The organism is Nocardia brasiliensis (assembly GCF_042691675.1).
GTDB lineage: Bacteria > Actinomycetota > Actinomycetes > Mycobacteriales > Mycobacteriaceae > Nocardia > Nocardia brasiliensis_D.
In genome coordinates this window covers 1784546-1801006 of sequence record NZ_CP170507.1, presented here as the reverse complement: position 1 = coordinate 1801006, position 16461 = coordinate 1784546, and the positions used below count along the sequence as shown (strand labels likewise).

16 protein-coding genes are annotated in these 16461 nt (G+C 66.6%); 10 read left to right on the top strand and 6 right to left on the bottom strand.

The features are described from left to right. Positions 1-39 precede the first annotated feature (39 nt). Both ACFK0J_RS08375 and ACFK0J_RS08370 read right to left on the bottom strand, forming a co-directional pair. Entirely contained in the window at positions 40-498 is a 459-nt protein-coding gene (locus ACFK0J_RS08375) for a hypothetical protein (RefSeq protein ID WP_378738109.1), read from the bottom strand. A gap of 481 nt (positions 499-979) precedes the next feature. Beyond that, positions 980-1441, bottom strand: a complete 462-nt coding sequence (locus ACFK0J_RS08370; RefSeq protein WP_378738107.1) for a hypothetical protein — start codon at positions 1439-1441, stop codon at positions 980-982. 393 nt (positions 1442-1834) lie between these two features. On the opposite strand from ACFK0J_RS08370, the gene ACFK0J_RS08365 reads away from it, so the two are divergent. After that, positions 1835-2767, top strand: coding sequence for a glycoside hydrolase family 43 protein (locus ACFK0J_RS08365; RefSeq protein ID WP_378738105.1), 933 nt, complete (start codon positions 1835-1837; stop codon positions 2765-2767). Positions 2768-3142: 375 nt separating this feature from the next. Beyond that, positions 3143-3640: a DUF4254 domain-containing protein gene (locus ACFK0J_RS08360; protein WP_378738103.1), complete on the top strand. Its 498-nt coding sequence runs from the start codon at positions 3143-3145 to the stop codon at positions 3638-3640. Positions 3641-3681: 41 nt separating this feature from the next. On the opposite strand, the gene ACFK0J_RS08355 is transcribed toward ACFK0J_RS08360, so the two are convergent. Continuing rightward, the gene (locus tag ACFK0J_RS08355) at positions 3682-3837 is read right to left on the bottom strand and encodes a hypothetical protein (protein ID WP_378738102.1); all 156 of its coding nucleotides are present in this window, start codon (positions 3835-3837) and stop codon (positions 3682-3684) included. Between the two features lie 342 nt (positions 3838-4179). Between ACFK0J_RS08355 and ACFK0J_RS08350 the strand changes: the two genes are divergently transcribed. Together ACFK0J_RS08350 and ACFK0J_RS08345 are read left to right on the top strand one after the other, a co-directional pair. Then, positions 4180-5265 carry a helix-turn-helix domain-containing protein gene (locus tag ACFK0J_RS08350; RefSeq protein WP_378738100.1) on the top strand — a complete coding sequence of 362 codons (1086 nt, stop codon included), beginning with the start codon at positions 4180-4182 and terminating at the stop codon, positions 5263-5265. Positions 5266-5572: 307 nt separating this feature from the next. After that, positions 5573-7012, top strand: coding sequence for a lipase family protein (locus ACFK0J_RS08345; RefSeq protein WP_378738098.1), 1440 nt, complete (start codon positions 5573-5575; stop codon positions 7010-7012). Here ACFK0J_RS08345 and ACFK0J_RS08340 read toward each other — a convergent pair. Next, a complete protein-coding gene (locus ACFK0J_RS08340) occupies positions 7009-7848 on the bottom strand; it encodes a DUF72 domain-containing protein (RefSeq protein WP_378738096.1) in 840 nt (279 codons plus the stop codon). The two genes, ACFK0J_RS08345 and ACFK0J_RS08340, sit on opposite strands and share 4 nt — an antisense overlap. A 60-nt stretch (positions 7849-7908) precedes the next feature. After that, positions 7909-9372 carry a dihydroorotase family protein gene (locus ACFK0J_RS08335; protein ID WP_378738094.1) on the bottom strand — a complete coding sequence of 488 codons (1464 nt, stop codon included), beginning with the start codon at positions 9370-9372 and terminating at the stop codon, positions 7909-7911. Between the two features lie 149 nt (positions 9373-9521). Between ACFK0J_RS08335 and ACFK0J_RS08330 the strand changes: the two genes are divergently transcribed. The 4 genes from ACFK0J_RS08330 to ACFK0J_RS08315 are packed head-to-tail and all read left to right on the top strand — an operon-like array spanning position 9522 to position 13523. Beyond that, the gene (locus tag ACFK0J_RS08330) at positions 9522-10718 is read left to right on the top strand and encodes a CaiB/BaiF CoA transferase family protein (protein ID WP_378738092.1); all 1197 of its coding nucleotides are present in this window, start codon (positions 9522-9524) and stop codon (positions 10716-10718) included. Continuing rightward, on the top strand, positions 10715-11572 hold the full coding sequence (locus tag ACFK0J_RS08325) for a cyclase family protein (protein WP_378738090.1): 858 nt from the start codon (positions 10715-10717) through the stop codon (positions 11570-11572). Before ACFK0J_RS08330 ends, ACFK0J_RS08325 begins: the two co-directional genes overlap by 4 nt. Then, complete coding sequence (locus ACFK0J_RS08320; protein WP_378738088.1) at positions 11569-13071, top strand: MmgE/PrpD family protein; 1503 nt, start codon at positions 11569-11571, stop codon at positions 13069-13071. Before ACFK0J_RS08325 ends, ACFK0J_RS08320 begins: the two co-directional genes overlap by 4 nt. Before the next feature lie 29 nt (positions 13072-13100). Continuing rightward, positions 13101-13523: a PPOX class F420-dependent oxidoreductase gene (locus ACFK0J_RS08315; protein WP_378738086.1), complete on the top strand. Its 423-nt coding sequence runs from the start codon at positions 13101-13103 to the stop codon at positions 13521-13523. A 31-nt stretch (positions 13524-13554) separates the two neighbouring features. On the opposite strand, the gene ACFK0J_RS08310 is transcribed toward ACFK0J_RS08315, so the two are convergent. After that, positions 13555-14451, bottom strand: a complete 897-nt coding sequence (locus ACFK0J_RS08310; RefSeq protein WP_378738084.1) for a hydroxymethylglutaryl-CoA lyase — start codon at positions 14449-14451, stop codon at positions 13555-13557. A 150-nt stretch (positions 14452-14601) separates the two neighbouring features. On the opposite strand from ACFK0J_RS08310, the gene ACFK0J_RS08305 reads away from it, so the two are divergent. Both ACFK0J_RS08305 and ACFK0J_RS08300 read left to right on the top strand, forming a co-directional pair. Continuing rightward, a complete protein-coding gene (locus tag ACFK0J_RS08305; protein WP_378738082.1) occupies positions 14602-15816 on the top strand; it encodes a CaiB/BaiF CoA transferase family protein in 1215 nt (404 codons plus the stop codon). Positions 15817-15825: 9 nt separating this feature from the next. Then, a complete protein-coding gene (locus ACFK0J_RS08300) occupies positions 15826-16443 on the top strand; it encodes an isochorismatase family protein (protein ID WP_378738081.1) in 618 nt (205 codons plus the stop codon). Positions 16444-16461: the final 18 nt, after the last annotated feature.

The following is a 16461-nucleotide window of genomic DNA, read 5'->3' as shown; positions in this document are numbered from 1 at the left end:
GACCTGCCTGCTAGCGGGATCAATCAGTAACGCACGGAGTCAGTTCGGTCGAATGAACTCGGCTTCGCTCTCCGGTGCGCTGTCGTCCTTGCCCGGCTCGGGCCCGAGGAACATGTCCAGCCAGGTGGAAATCGGGATGTCCAGGGGTCCCTTGTCGGCGCCGCCATTCGGCGGCATGATGAGCTCCCGCAAAGCGGAATTGAGAGCTGCTCCGATTTCTTCCTCGACGCTCTTATCCTTTGCCTTGCCGCCCTTTCCCTTCCCCTTCCCCTTGCCCTTCCCGCTCTGTCCCTTTCCCTTGTCGCCCTTACTCTTTCCACCGTTGGCCCCCTCGTCGCCATCCGAGGGTTCGGCCACTGGAACGAACTGCTGGACCAGCTCCGCCCCACCGGCCGGACCCTGCTGGGGCGTGGCATTTGCCGTGCCCGCGGCTACGGCAAGCGTCGCGGCGACAGCGAACAGCCCGGTCACCGCGGCAATCGCGGTTTTGTGAATCATAGGTAACCCCTTGTCGTATCGATTCCGGTACAGGTGCGCCGACAACGATCCGACACGTGTCGGCACTACGGCATATTCGGACCCGCGGCGGGTCTGGATCGGAGAATTCGGCGCGAATTATCGCTGCGTCCGAAGAATTGCCCGACTCCCCGGGGAACACCCGAAACTCTGCTGCGGAATATACGAACGATGAGGCCCGGGGATCCCCCGGGCCTCATCGGACTGTGTACAGCGATAGTGAGCCGCAGGGGCGACCACGACTCACTCTGCGGAACTGTCCCGAACTGCATTGGGACTCGACCAGATTACCCACCTTTCCACTATCCCGTGGCGATTCCGGATGGAACGACCGACCAACTGTGCCGCCCGAAGTAAACGCAATATTGCATTCAGCAGAAAGTGACACGCCAGATGCCTGCGACCACTACGTAACAACAGACCCGCTGATCCTGAATCACGTGCATTCTCGTCACGATCAGCGCTACGTTTCGCGGTCGTCGTGCCCGGTGAGTTCGTTGTAGGCGTTGCAGGCGGCGATCAAGGCCTGGCGGGTGTCGACTCGGCGGGACGGGCCGTCACCGGTGGTCACGCTGCGCCAGTCCACCCAGGCGGCGGCCAACTGGTCCACCGCCTTGCCGACTCCGTGGACACCGGGCGCCGCGTCGGCGATTCCTTCGACCAGATATCGGCGCAGCGTGCGCGCCGCGCGTTCGATGCCGGGACCGCTGATCCGCCGCAGTGCGGGCGGACTCGTCTCGATCGCGGCTCGATGGCGATGGATCCACTCGGCCACCGCGGCGAGCAGGCAGGCGGCTCGCAGGATGGATGCCGCTGGATGGTGTTCGGGCACAACGTCATGCATCGCGTCCAGCAGTTCGCGGGCGGTCGGCAGAGCAGGCGGTGCCTGTTCTCCGAGGGACGGTTGGTCGGCGGGCTCGGGCATGGTTCCGGCTCCAGATACTCGACGTTCGGCAAACGAGCTAGTGCGCGAGGCGAGCGTGGCACGGGTCGGGACCGGAGTGCGGTTCGGGCGATGTGCCGGGCGGATCCTCTCACCTGACTAGAGGGTCGCAGGTGGGGCGGCACGGTGTCTTGGGCTGGCGACCAAGGATGGCCGCGTAACTTGTTCTCCGGCAAAGCCATTCGATCACGCTGCGGGCTGCGCGGGCGGATCGGCCCGAGATGTTGCCCAACGCATCCGCCGGGTACCTTCCTGGTCCGGGTCGTCCGCGGACGGCTTGGCCGCCCGCTCGAGGAAATGGCCGGTGAGCCGGGTGACGGCCCCCCTGCGGCGTGTCGGTATACGGACGGCAAGCTGCGCTGGATAATCCGTTTTATGGCATTGGTGCCGATGAGTCGCAGGTCCGCGCTGGCGTTGGCGGCAGGTTTGCCGATCAGCCTGCTCGCGCGGCAGCCTGCCGCGGCCACCGAACCGGTGGTGCGGTACACGATGACCGCGTTCACCAACGCCAACGAAACCGATCTGTACGTCTACGAATCCACCGACGCACTCAACTTCGAGCTGCTGAGCGGCCCCGCTTACCGGCCCCCGACCGGGCTCTTGCGCGACCCGTGCTTGTTTCGTCATGCCGACGGCGCCTACTACCTCGCCTACACCACCGGGTGGGAGGGCCAGACCATCGGCTTCGCACGCAGCACCGATCGGATCAGCTGGCACCACCTGTACGACTTCACGGTGCCCATCCCCGGCGTGACGTCGACGTGGGCACCGGAATGGTTCGTCGACGCTCGTGGCCAGGTCAATGTGATCGTGTCGCTGTCCGACGGCTACCGGTTCACCGCCCACCTGATGACCGCCCTCGATCCCGGCCTGCGGTTGTGGGGCCCGTTGATTCCGATGGTGGGCCTCGCCGCTCACGACGAGACCGCATACGGCTACATCGACACGACCGTCGTCCACCACGACGGCCGGTACTTCGCCTTCACCAAGCAGGAGACCACGAAGTACATCGAACTCGCCGTCGCGAACGACCCACTCGGCCCGTATGTCTTTGTCGCAAAGGATGATTGGGCCAATTGGGGTACCCCAAGAGAAGGCCAGTCCATCATCCCCCTCCCCGGCGGCGGCTGGCGAATCTTCTTCGACGCCTACACCGAAGGCAGATACCTCTACAGCGACAGCTACGACAACTTCCGCACCTGGACGCCACCCGCCGAACTCCCCAACCTCTCCGGAACCGTCCGCCATTTCACCGTCTTCCCGGAGACCGGCCACCCCCCACCAGGTTCCATGATCAACGGCACCTGACGGTGGCTGGATTGCGGGACCATAACCAAAGAGGCCAAACGTGGTCCGGAATGACCTGAATCAGTCTTTCGGAGAGACGCCGTCGTAGGTGAAACTGATAGGTGCATCCGACGCCGGGCGCTCTGCTCCCTTATCTCGGGTACGCGCAGAACGGCTGGTCGAACTAGAGGATATGGCTGGTCGCCGGGGTCGGATGCACCTCGACCGTCGCTAGGGAAGGTCAACCTTGCCCATGCATCTGGACAACCGAGAGATGAGGGATGCCCGGTCTCACACCCGAATCGGGCGGCCGACCGCGCTCAGCGAGGCACGAGCCGGGATAGTTAGCCACGTGCACGCGCCGCGATTCCCGTGGTGTCGCACCGGCATCGTCACGTGACCGTGCAAACGGCCGAGGGACCTAACCCCCGAGCCCTGTCGATCGACAGCGGCGCGGCCCGCCCGCTGCTGCCCGACTGGCACGAGTTGTCCGCCGCGCTGCGCATGCAGACCGGCGACCGACCGGCCGATCACCTCGTCACCCGACTCGCTCGGGCCTTGGCGCAACTGCACCACACGCGCCGCGCGCAGCCGGAGCGGGCAGCGGAAATCGACCGTCGCCGAAACGAAATAGTCACCGTCATCGACGGATGGGTGGCCAACCAGCTGACGCCGCGGCGCAGGCGGGACCGGACCACCGAGTCACTCGGCACCGCCGTCGACCGAATGGCCGCCGCGCAGATTCTCGCCGATCACCTGCTGATGACCGCCGAGAAGGTAGCGGAGCAACGGGTGCACGCGGCGTGGACGCGACTGGCCGCGCTGGCGAACGACTGGACCGACCTGGTGCGCGAATTCGACGCGCGCAGGCCACGTTCCATCGAACGCCGGTAGCTACCGGCGTTCGCGCCTTCGGCTTTCGACCCGTCTGCGAGCTACGAGGGAATGGTCCAGAGATAGTCCGATATCGGCGGGATTTCCGTGGTGTCGACGAACGGGTCGACCCGCAGTAAACCGATGAATTCCTCCACTGACCCGTAACGCGCCAATATGTCCTCCAGCAAGCGGCGCGCAGCTTCCTCCGGTTTCATGAGCGGGTTATGCCCACGGTCCGTGATACAAACCGACCTATCGGTTTTTAGTTGACTCTGTAGTTCGCTGATCGATGATCCGTTCATGACAACCCTCCGCATGTGGGGTCAGTGCTGATCGGAATGCCAAACGGTGCCGACCGGGAACTGCGTCGACCTTGTGTCTGGGTACAGCGATAATGAGTCGCTCGGCGAGCCGCGACTCAGCGCTCAGATTACCTAGCGAAAACGCCTGGGCCGGTATTTCATGCGGTGTGCGTCGTGAACTTTTCAGATTGAATCTCACTCCGCCGATAGCACGAATGCGCCGCGCCCCGTCATCCCGGGCAGCAGAATATCGCTATGACTGCCTTGGATCAGGAAGCCCTCGACTGGCTTGTCCAGTTCGGGGCGCAAGCTCGCACCGACGAGCAGACCCAGCAACTGGTCGACCTGGTCGATGGCAGGATCGCCGAAGTCAACGCGCAACTACCGATGGATGCCGAACTCGCCGAACAATTGCACGCGGCGACCCGCTCGCACTGGCGCAGCTTCCTGGCCATGGTGAGCCGGGAAGTCTTCGAGGTACATCCGCCCGCGGAGGTGCTCGCGCTGTCGCGGACGGTCGCCCGTCGCGGTTTCGGCATCGATGTGGTGATGCGGACCTACCGGGTCGGCCAGGCCATGCTGTGGCAGTACATCACCGACTTGCTGAACAAGGCGATCGAGGACGACCAACTGCGCAGCGCCGTGCTGTTGCTGTTCTGGGATCGCGTTCTGGAATGGACCGATACCTGCGTGGAGGCGTCCGTCGCGGTCTACACCGATGAGCGTGAGCAATGGCAGCGTGGCGCGCTGGCACGGCGATTCGGCCTCGCGGGTTCACTGCTGCGCGGCGACGCCGTCGATGTCGACCACGCCGAGTCCCAGCTGGGTCATTCGCTGCGCCGCCACCAGACCGCGATCGTGCTGTGGACCGACGAATCGGCCGGCGCCCCCGACCCGGTGCGCACCCTGGAAAAGTTCGCGAACGACATCGCCGCCCTCCTCGACGCGCCGCGACCGCTGATGCTGTCGTCCGGTGTTCGCGGCATGTGGGCCTGGATCGCCACGGCGGGTGCGCCGAATCTCGACGCCGTGCCGTCGATCGGGCAGCCGGGCCTGCATGCCGCCATCGGTTCCTCGGCGCCGGATATCGCCGGTTTCCGGCAGAGTCATCGCGAGGCGCTCGCCGCGCAGCGGGTGGCGATCGAAACCGACCACGCGCCCGCCACCGCCCAGCAATTGAACGTCCACCCCAACACCGTTCGCTACCGCATCAATCAATCCGAGGAACTGCTGGGCCATTCCATCGAAGAACGCGCCACCTACCTCGAGCTGGCCCTGCGCTGCGCCCAAACCTACGGCGACAAGATCCTCACCCAGCAGCCCGACCGAGCCATCGCCTGAGCCTGCTCCGGACCCACAGGCCGTCCACACACTTCACAAGGCTTAGTCCCCCTGGTGGCTGAGACTTGCCCGATCTGCTTCGCGAAACCATTGTGCAACCTGCACAGTCAGCGACACAGGAAACTATGACTTTGCCTCTGGACCGGCGCCTGGTTCTGGCATTTGCTGTTACTTAGCCTTACAGACATTCTGGTGGGTTACGCGCGGCGCGTCGTTCATAGCGCACGGTCGTGGCCGGAATAATCTTCCGCCCGACAGATCCATTCATTGGCTCTCATCGGCACAGCTCACCAGCGAAAGAAGACCCATGAATACCGTCGTCTCCGGAAAGATCGGGCGAGTCCGCTACGCTGCTTTCCTCGCCGTGATCGCAATAGCCACGCAATTTGCTGTGGGAATACCAGCATTCGCGGCCCCGGCTGATCAACACCCTGCCGCGGACCAGGTTCCGGTGCAGCCAGCGCTCCCGTTTCCGATTCCGCCGGCCCCGCCGGAACTCGATCCGGGATTTTATAGACCACCCGCGGATATCGTGGCCGCGAAGAAGCCGGGGGAAATCATCGCGGCCCGCGAAGTCCATCTGGCGCTCTACTCGGTCATTCCGTTGAACATCGACGCATGGCAGTTGTCGTTCCGGTCCACCAACACCCGCGACGAACCGATCGCCGCGGTCACCACGCTGATGAAGCCGCGCGGCAACAACGGCGGCGCACCCCGCCCGCTGCTGTCGTACCAGTTCCCGCAGGACTCGAATGCGAACTACTGCGCGGCATCCTATGCACTGCAACAGGCCTCGGTGCCCGGCAATATCACCGGCCAGTTCGACATACCGTTCGAGTTCGTGCTGCCGCTGACCGCGCTCGGTGCGGGGTGGGCGGTGGCGATGCCGGACCATCAGGGCCCGAACGGCGCGTTCGCCGCAGGACCGCTGGGTGCCCGGATCACCCTCGACGGCATCCGGGCGGCCGAGAACTTCGCACCGATGGGCCTCGACCCACAGACCAAGGTGGGCATGGCCGGATATTCCGGCGGCGCGATCACCACCGGACACGCCGCCGAACAGGCCGCGTCCTACGCACCGGAGCTCAATATCGTCGGCGCTTCGGAAGGTGGCGTTCCGGCCGACATCAAGGCGATGTACCAGCTCGCCAGCGGCAATCTGGGCTCCGGGCTGATCTTCACGGGATTGCTCGGCGTGGCACGCGAGTACCCGGAACTGGCCGCCTACAACGAGCAACACCTGAACCCGCTCGCCAAGGCCTTGGTGCCGATCAAGGATTCGTTGTGTCTCTACTCCGCCGCGCTGTTGCCGTTCATGAATCTCGAGGGCGGCCTCTACGACTCACCCAACGCGTTGAACGACCCCGTCCCTACGAAGGTCTTCGACGCACTCCGGATGGGTAAAGCCGTGCCCGCTATGCCGATGTTCATCTTCAACTCCAACCCCGACTGGATCGCTCCGGTCGGCCCGGTCAACACCCTTGTCGACGAATATTGCCGAGACCCCAAGGCCCAGGTGCAGTACACCCGCGACCATTTCAGTGAACACATCACGCTGGAGATCGACAGCTTGGCGCGGGTATTGCTGTGGCTGAAGGAGAGGTTCGACGGCGTCCCCGCCCAGCCGGGCTGCGCCATCCACGACGAGGGATCGATGGCACTGGATCCTGCCAGCTGGCCACTCTGGCTGCAAGGCGCGGGCACGCTGCTCGCGGGAATTCTGCAGCAGCCCATCGGAAGCCGTTAGAACAGGGTCATCGGCCCGGTAGGTGCGGGCTCGGGCAGCGGGTCCAATTCCGGCAGTCGTGCCGCGATCTCCGCATGGAAGCGGCGGGCGAGCGGCACGGCGTCGGCGTTGTCCGGCGTGTGGACGAAGACGGTGGGTGATCGCCCTTCCCGCAGCCAGTCCACGACCGTGCCGAGCCACGGCTGCCAACCCGCGACCGTGCGCTCGGTGGCATCGCGTCCGTGGTATCTGACGATCGGGAATTCGGTCAGTGCGCGGGTCCGGCGCGGCACGCGCGGCTTCTTCGACCAGGCCTCCTGTTCGGCGGTGGTAACCGGCAAGCCGTCGAAGAGGGTGGTGGTGTCGAAGGGGATCCACTCGGCGCCGACGCGGGCGAGCACCCGCTCCAACTGCGCTGCGGCTTGGTCGTTCTCGAAGAAGGCGCGATGCCGGACCTCGACGGCCGGGCGGTACGAGCGCGGCAACTGGCGCAGGAATCCGGCCAGCGCCCCGAGATCAGTCGGACCGAACGAGGCGGGCAACTGCGCCCACAGCGCATGCGTCCGCGGACCGAGTGGTTCGATCGCGGACAGAAACGTGCGCAGCTCCTCCTCGGCGCCGGTCAGCCTGCGCTCGTGAGTGATCGACTTGTGCAGTTTCACCGCGAATCGGAAGTCCGGCGCGGTCTGCCTGGCCCACGACTCGACGGTGCGCCGCGCGGGTATCGCATAGAAGGTCGTGTTGCCTTCCACCGCGTTGCACCGGTCGGCGTAGGCCGCCAGCCGATCACCGGAAGCCGGTTGCCATTCCTGCCATGCCGCGTGCGTCCACATCGCACAGCCCACGTGAAGCCGCATGCCAGCGACGGTAGTACAGCGTCACCCGCCACTCGAATGGCACGTCCCGGCGGCCGATGCTCAGCGGGCGCTGCGGTGCAGGTAGCGGCCACGCGGTTCGTCCGAGATCCAACCGTCCCGGTAGAGGTGGTGACCGCGCAGGAAGACGTCGGTCACCCGGGCCGTCATGTCGAAGCCCTCGAACGGGGTGTACTCCTGGGCAGAGGCGGAGTCCTTTGCACGCACGGTCCACTGAGCCTGCGGGTCGACGAGGACGATGTCGCCGTCGTAACCCTCGGCCAGCGTGCCCTTACGGGTCAGGCCGTAACGCCGGGCCGGGTTCCACGCCGTGAGTGCGGCGATGCGCTGCGGCGCCAAGCCGCGCTTCCTGCCTTCCCCGACCAGCCCCGGCAGCAGGTACTCCGCGCCGCCGAAGCCGGACTTGGCCAGGAAGACGTTGTCGCGGTCGGCGCCGAACTTCTGTTCGTCACGGCAGCAGGCGTGGTCACTCACCACCCAGTCCAGATCGCCTGCCAGCAGGTGCCGCCACAGCGTCTCGACGTCGCCGCGGTCGCGCAGCGGCGGGTTCACCTTGCCGCCGAGCCCGGGCGAGCTGTCCACATCGGCGAGCAGGTGCCCGATGGTGACCTCGCGCCGAAAGTTGACGTGCGGGAAGGCCGCCGCCATCGTCATGGCGGCCTCGACCGCTTTGGCCGAGGACAGATGCAGCAGGTTGATGTCGGGCAACCCGGTCTCGTGCGCGAGGTAGGCGGCAATGGTGATGGCCAGCCCCTCGGAATGCGGTGGGCGCGAGGCACTGTAGGCGCGCAGCCCGGTGAGCTCCCCGTCCTGCTCCACCAACGCGGTGTAGGCGGCCATGATTTCGGCGGTCTCGCAGTGCAGCGACAGGGAGATCCGCTGCCCGAGCGCTTCTCGGGCGCGTTGCACGCCGCGCATGACGAACTCGAAGTGCGCCAGGTCGTAGCGTTCGTCCGGCGGGATCATCAGGAAATCGGACTGGTCGGTGGCCCGGCCGTGCAGGCCGTGACCGCCGTAGAACATGAATATCTTGAACGAGGTGATCCCGTAATCCTCGATGAGGCTGGGGATTTCGGCGATGTGCTCGCGCGTCATCGGCGCGAGGTGCAGGCCGTAGTCGACGTAGGAGCGCCCGGCCATCCGGTCGAGCACCTCCGGCACGAACTCCCGGTACGGACCACCCTTGTTCAGGTAGTAGCGGCCGGTCCGCAGATAGTTGAGCGAGCTGGTCACGCCGCCCTGCGCGCAGGCGCGGCTCTCGCTCGCGGTGTCGTCGGCGAGATCACGGTAGATACCCCAATGCTGGTGCGCGTCGACCACACCGGGGAAGGCGAGCAGACCGTCGGCATCTACCGTCCGGATGCCCGGTGCCGCAGCGAGTTTCGGGCCGATACCGGTGATGGTGCCGTCCACCACGATGATGTCGAGCGGTTCCGGGTTGTCGGCGGGCGGGTCGCCCGGGCGCACGACGCGGGCGTTCCGGATCAATAAATCGGTCGTGGCCATGACTGAGTTTCCTTCTGCGAAACACCCTTACCTTTACGACGATCATGGCAGTACCATGCGCAGGTAGTCAACGTTGCTGCGCTGCCATATCGTTTCCCACAGAGAAACATTCAATGCTTTGGGCGGCGCTGCGCGAGGGAGTCGGTGCAATGAACGAGACGACGGCGCAACCCTTGTCCGGAATTCGGGTGCTCGACGTGGCGACGCTGTTCGCCGGACCGCTGGCGGCCACCATGCTGGCCGACTTCGGCGCCGAGGTGATCAAGATCGAGCACCCGAACGGCGACCCGGTCCGCAGCCATGGCGCACAGCGCGACGGCGTCGGACTCTGGTGGAAGTTGCTCGGCCGCGGCAAGAAGTCGATCACGCTGTATCTGGGTGCGCCCGCGGGACAGGACATCTTCCGGCGGATGGTCGCCGACGCCGACGTGGTGATCGAGAACTTCCGGCCCGGCACCCTGGAACGCTGGGGACTCGGCTATGACCGACTACGCGAACTGAATCCACGCGTGGTGCTCGCGCGGGTCACCGGTTTCGGCCAGTTCGGCCCCTATGCGCGGCGGCCGGGCTTCGGCACACTTGCCGAGGCGATGAGCGGATTCGCCGCCGTCACCGGCGAACCCGACGGGCCACCGACCCTGCCGCCGTTCGGGCTCGCCGACGGCATCACCGGTCTGACCACCGCCTTCGCCGTCCTCACCGCGCTGCGCGCCCGCGACCGCGACGGGCGCGGCCAGCAGATCGATCTGGCCATCATCGAACCCATCCTGACCCTGCTCGGACCGCACATCCTCGCCTACGACCAACTCGGCGAACTGTCACCACGGATGGGCAACCGATCGTCGAACAACGCGCCGCGCAACACCTATCGCACCACCGACGGCTGGGTCGCGGTGTCGACCAGCGCGCAGTCGGTCGCCGAGCGGGTCATGCGCCTCGTCGGCCGGGCGGACCTCATCGAACAACCATGGTTCGGCTCGGGCACCGAGCGAGCCGCGCACGCGGACGAACTCGACGCCGCGGTCGGCGCATGGATCGGCCGGCGGGGCACCCGAGAGGTGGTGCGGGCGTTCGAGAAGGCCGAGGCGGCCGTCGCGCCGATCTATACCGCCGCCGATGTGCTCGCCGATCCGCAATTCGATGCCCTCGGCTCGATCGCGACGCTGACCGATCCGGAGCTGGGGCCGATACGGATGCAGAACATACTGTTTCGTCTCTCGGCGACGCCGGGCGAAATCCGGTGGACCGGACCACCGTTGGGTGCGCACACCGCGGAGGTGCTGGCGGACTATGGGATCGACGCGGCCGGACTGGCGGAACTGCGGCATTCCGGGGTGATCCGATGAGCGCACCGGATCCGCGGGCCACCTCGCCGAACGCGCCGAATGCGACTGACCCGCTGCTGGCCGCGGTGCGCCGCGGCGTGCGGCTGATCGAGCTGGGGCAGCCCTTCTTCACCGGCATGCCTTGTTCGCCGAATCACCCGGGCTTCCGAATGACGTTGGCGCGCAGGCATGGTGACGCGGTGCGGCCGGACGGCGGCTCGGCCGCCAACGAGCTCATCGTGACCGGTGGGCATGTCGGCACGCACATCGACGCACTCAGCCACGTCAGCCAGAACGGTGCCCTGCACGGCGGGGTCGATGCCTACGAAGCCCAGCGCGGCGGCGCGTTCAGCACGCATGGCGCCGAGCATCTGCCCGGGTTGCTGCGTCGGGGCGTGTTGCTGGATGTCGCGCGCCTGCACGAAACCGACTGCCTGCCCGGCGGGTATGAGATCACCGCGGATGATCTCCAGCGCGCGGCACGTCAAGCGGGTGTGCGCCCAGAGCCCGGCGACGTTGTCCTGATCCGAACCGGGTGGTCCCGGCTCTTCGCCGACCCCGCCGCCTACCTGGGCAGCGAATCCGGCGTTCCCGGCGTCGGTGTCGAGGCCGCTCAATGGCTGGCCAACCATGACTTGATCGCCACCGGCGCGGATACCACCGCCTACGAATGCATTCCACCCGGTGCGGGGCATCGCGTGCTGCCCGTGCATCGGCTCCTCCTCGTCGAATCCGGCATCTACATCGTCGAGCACCTTGCGCTGGAGGAGCTTTCAGCGGCACGCCGCGCCGAGTTCGTCTTCGTACTCGCACCGCTGCGCATCGTCGGCGGCACCGGCTCTCCGGTCCGCCCCCTCGCGGCGGTCAGCCGGTGACCGGCACAGCGGGGGCCGCTCCGCGGAACGACGCGACCGTCGTGCAACGACTTGCCACGTTCGCGGCGGCGGCCCGCGACCATGGCGTCGGCGCGGAACTTCGGGCCGATGCCGCGCGCCGGGTACTCGATGTGCTCGGCAACAGCCTTGCCGCGCTGTCGACACCGGCGGCAGCGGCCGTGCGGATACTGGTGACGGACTGGGGTGGTCGGCCTCGGGTGACCGCACTCGGACTCGGCGAGCGCTACCCGGAGCCCAGCGCCGCCCTACTGGGCGGAACCCTCGCGCACGCCATGGATTTCGACGACACCCATTTGCCGTCGGTACTGCATCCGTCGGCGTCTGTGGTACCCGCCGCGCTGGCAGTCGCCGAAGCGCACGGGGCCAATGGTGCCGCGCTGCTGGACGCCATCGCGGTCGGCATCGAGATCACCGTCCGGGTCGGCATGGCCGGGTACAACGACGATCTCGGGAATTCCGTCTTCTTCGAGCGGGGGCTGCACGCGACCGCCATCTGCGGAACACTCGGCGGTGCGGCGGCGGCTGCCATGCTGTCCGGACTCGATGCCGCGGGTATCGCCGATGCGATCGGGATCGCCGCGAGCATGGGATCGGGCCTGCTGGAAGCGAATCGGACCGGCGGCACGGTCAAGCGGGTGCATTGCGGCTGGGCGGCACACGCGGCGGTCACCGCCGCCGCACTCGCCCGTGCCGGACTCACCGGACCGCCGACGGTATTCGAGGGCCGATTCGGATTGCTGCAAGCGTTCTGCGGTGACCAGGCACGTGTCGGCGCGATCGTGGACGGCCTCGGCACCGAATGGGAACTACCGAACGTCTTCTTCAAGCCCTACCCGTGCAACCACTTCACCCACGCGGGCATCGACGCCGCGCTGCGCTTACGCAAACGTGGCGTCCGCGCGGACGACATCGTCGCACTCGAACTCGGTGCCCCGACTGCGGCCCTGCGCACCATCGGCGAACCCGCCGCGGTCAAAGCGCGGCCCGAGTCCGGTTACCACGCGGCCTTTTCCGGCCCATACACCGTCGCGTCGGCCCTGCTCGGCGGTGGCGGGCTCGGCCTGTTCCACGAGGACTTCACCGATCAGGCCGCCCGAGACCCCGCCCGGATCGCACTGGCCGCGTGCGTTCGCTGCGTCCCGGATACGCGCTGCGACGAAATATTTCCGCGCCAGTTCCCCGCGGTACTCACCGCCAGCCTGCATGACGGCCGCACCATGACCGAACGGATCGACGTCAACCGTGGCGGCCCCGCAAACCCCCTCTCCGCCGACGAACTCGCCACCAAGTTCCGACTCAACACCGCATCGCTGTTGACCCCCACCCAGGCAGCGGACATCAGCGACGGTGTCTATCGCCTAGCGGATACCGACGATCTGACGACGCTACTGAAACTCCTCCACGGGCCCCGATACGAGGAGTCGGCATCTGATCGCGGGGATGCGAGGCTTCCCGGCAGCGGCGCGGCCCGGGAATGAAAGCGGCGGTTGCGAGGTAGGAACAACACATGGAACTCCACGACGACGCTCGCGCACTCATCGGGGCCGGCGCCGACGCAACGCTGGTCACGATCAATCCGGACGGCAGCCCGCAGGTCAGCGTGGTGTGGGTGGCACTGCAATCGACACCGGACGGAGACGAGCTCGTCACCGCCCACCTCGGGGAATATCAGAAGGTCCGCAATGTCCGCCGGGACCCTCGGGTCGCGGTGACGATCCTGTCTGCCGAGCGCGGCGAGATAATGCGGCCGTACTTGTCGATCAAGGGTACCGCGCGGATCGTCGAGGGCGGCGCGCCCGAACTGCTCAAAGAACTGGCGAAGACCCTGGCCAGCCCGGGGGTCGACTTCCCGCCGGACAACGCGCCCCCGGGTCTGCTCACCCGCATCCGAATCGACAAGGTCGGCGGCATCGGCCCATGGGCAGCCTGATCAACCCCTGACATTCGCCGGAGTAGCCGCCCTACTCGGCACGCGGAAACGTGCCCGCTCGACCTAGCAGCGCGGGTACGGGTTTGCCGAGGACGTCGGCGAGCCAGGTGCCCGTTTCGATTACCTGCTCGGTGCGTATTCCGGTGTGGATTTCCATCCGGTCCAGTGCGTACAGCAGGTCTTCGGTGGCGATGTTGCCGGTGGCGTCAGGGGCGAAGGGGCAGCCGCCGATGCCGCCGGTGCTGGCGTCCAGTACCCGGACACCTGCGTCCAGGGCGGCGAAGGCGTTGGCGTAGCCGGTGTTTCGGGTGTTGTGGAAGTGGCAGCGCAGTGTCGTTTCTGGGCTGATCGATGTCGCGCCGGTCACCAGTGTTCGGACCCGGTCGGGGGTGCCGACGCCGATGGTGTCGGCGAAGGCGATTTCGTCCGGAGCGGCGGCGGCCACCCGGCGGACCAATTCCAGCACGTGGTCGGAGCGGACTTCGCCGTCGAAGGGGCAGCCAAAGGCCGCGGCGATGGTGACGGTGCGGTACAGGCCCGCGGCGGCGGCACGTTCGGCCAGGCGTGTCCAGCGCTCGATGCCCTGCTCCACCGAACAGCCCTGGTTGCGTCGGCTCAGCGAATCGGTCGCGACCACAACAACATTGATTTCATCTACCCCGGCCGCCAGCGCCCGGTCGAGACCACGGTCGTTGAAAACCAAGCCCGCGTAGGACACTCCCGTACGGCGCGGCACCGCCGCCATGACAGCTTCGGCGTCGGCCATCTGCGGCACCCGGCGTGGGTCGACGAAGCTGACCGCCTCGATGCGGCGGAGCCCGGCATCGACCGAGCGGCGAATCAGCTCGACCTTGTCGGGCAGCGACACCAGCTCGGGCTCGTTCTGCAGGCCATCTCTCGGCGCTACCTCGACCAGTGTGACCTCCACTGACCCTCCTGTTTCCACTAGCGAAACACCAAAGCTTCGTGTTGCCAGCTTGTTCCGCTACGGGATACATTGTATCCAATTTCAGCGAGATCTCGCATGGCGTGGACCGGGCCGATGCGGGCATTCGGGTGCGAAGGAATGGAGGGCCGCATGACGGCCGAACCGACGAAATCACAAGGGCCGCTGGCGGATCTGCGCGTCATCGAGATGGGCCAACTGCTGGCCGGACCGTTCTGCGGGCAACTACTCGGTGATTTCGGCGCCGAGGTGATCAAGCTGGAGGCACCCGGCAGCGGCGACCCGATGCGGCAGTGGGGACGCGAACAAGCGCAAGGCCGGTCGCTGTGGTGGCCGGTGGTCGCGCGGAACAAGAAGTCGGTGACCTGCAATCTGCGCGACCCGGCAGGCCAGCGCTTGGCCCGCGAACTGATCTCCCGCGCGGACATCGTCATCGAGAACTTTCGCCCAGGGACACTGGAACGCTGGGGCCTCGGCTTCGACCGCCTCCGGGAAACCAATCCCGGCCTGATCCTGGTGCGGGTCACCGGTTACGGCCAAACCGGTCCCTACGCGCCCCGCGCCGGTTACGGCTCGATCGGCGAGGCGATGGGCGGAATCCGTTATGTCACCGGCGATCCGGATCATCCACCAGCCCGCACCGGCATCTCGCTCGGTGATGCGCTGGCCGCCGTATTCGCGACCATCGGCACCCTCGCCGCGGTCCATCACCGGGCACACAGCGGCCGCGGACAGTTGGTGGACTCGGCCATCTACGAGGCGGTGCTGGCCATGATGGAATCGCTGCTGCCCGAATTCGCGATTACCGGCTACCAGCGCGAGCGCACCGGTTCGGTGCTGCCGAATGTCGCGCCGAGCAACGTCTATCCCACCGCGGATGGCGAGATGATCCTCATCGCCGCCAATCAGGACACCGTCTTCGCCAGGCTCACCAAGGCTATGGCGACACCGGAACTCGCTGCTGACGAACGATTTTCAACACATACCGCACGTGGCGCACGCATGGCCGAGCTCGACGACCTCATCGCCGCGTGGACCATCACCGTCGGCACCGAGGACCTGCTCGACCAACTACACACCGCGGGCGTTCCCGCGGGCCGCATCTTCACCGCGCGAGACATGTTCGCCGACCCCCATTTCGCGGCACGCGAGGCGATCGTGCGCCTGGCCCACCCCGAGTTCGGCGAGCTGCCGATGCAGAACGTCTTCCCGAAGCTGAGCGAAACACCGGGCTCCGTCCGCCATCCCGGGCCGGACCTAGGTGCCCACAACGACGAGGTGTACGGCGATCTACTCGGTCTCGATGTCGAGGTGCGCGCTCAACTCGCCGCCGACGGCATCATCTAGGAGCCGTGCGTGAACGATCTCGAAGCGGACTACCGTCGTTCGGAATTCAGTGCGACGCTCGGTACCGGCGACTCCTTGGCGGTGCTCGTGGTGGACATCTGCGCCGCCTACCTCACCGACGGCTCGCCGCTGCGCGCGCCCGTCGAGGCGGCTGTGCAAGCCGCCGGACAGATCGTCGCGCAGGCCCGTGACACCGGGATCCCGGTGGTGTTCACCAGAATGCGGTTCGAGCCGGGCGGCCCGGACGGCGGGCTGTTCCGCCGGAAAGTACCGGCGCTACGCGTCTTCGAGGACGGCAACCCGCTCGGCAGCTTCCTCGCCGACCCGGCACCGCTGCCCGGCGAGCTGGTGATCACCAAGCAGTACCCGAGCGCCTTCTACGCCAGCCCGCTCGCCGCGGCACTCAGCGCCGACCGCATCGACACACTGATGATCGTCGGACTGACCACGAGTGGCTGCGTGCGCGCCAGTGCGACCGATGCCATGCAACACGGCTTCCGCCCGCTGGTCGTCGCCGACGCCTGCGGCGACCGAGATCCGCGGCTGCAGCAAGCCAATCTGCTCGATCTACAGGCCAAGTACGCCGATGTACTCGGCCTGGACGCAGCACTCGCACTCCTGCGCTGATCGCGCGTAACCCACTGA